This window comes from Pauljensenia sp. UMB3104, from assembly GCF_030217285.1.
GTDB lineage: Bacteria > Actinomycetota > Actinomycetes > Actinomycetales > Actinomycetaceae > Pauljensenia.
The window spans coordinates 1-242 of record NZ_JASONN010000539.1; the positions used below are offsets into that span (position 1 = coordinate 1).

The following is a 242-nucleotide window of genomic DNA, read 5'->3' on the forward strand; positions in this document are numbered from 1 at the left end:
ATTGACCGAGGTACGCCCCGTCGGCGCCGTCACGAAAGGTCTTGAAGGCAAACACATGGCCGCACTGGGCGCGATGGCGAACTCGCGCGCTCAGGCTCGTGTCTTTTCAGATGACGGCAAGAGCGTGTCGGACCCGGTGCTCATGCGCCGCGCTCTCGAATACGTCAAGTCCTTTGGGGGAGTAGTCGCCCAGCACGCGCAGGATCCTGGACTGACCGAGGGCTCCCAGATGAATGAGTCAG

General features: G+C 62.4%; 1 pseudogene. It reads left to right on the plus strand.

Annotation, left to right across the window (positions count from 1 at the left end):
* Positions 1-242: pseudogene (locus QP415_RS12710) on the plus strand (dihydroorotase); the annotation flags it as partial.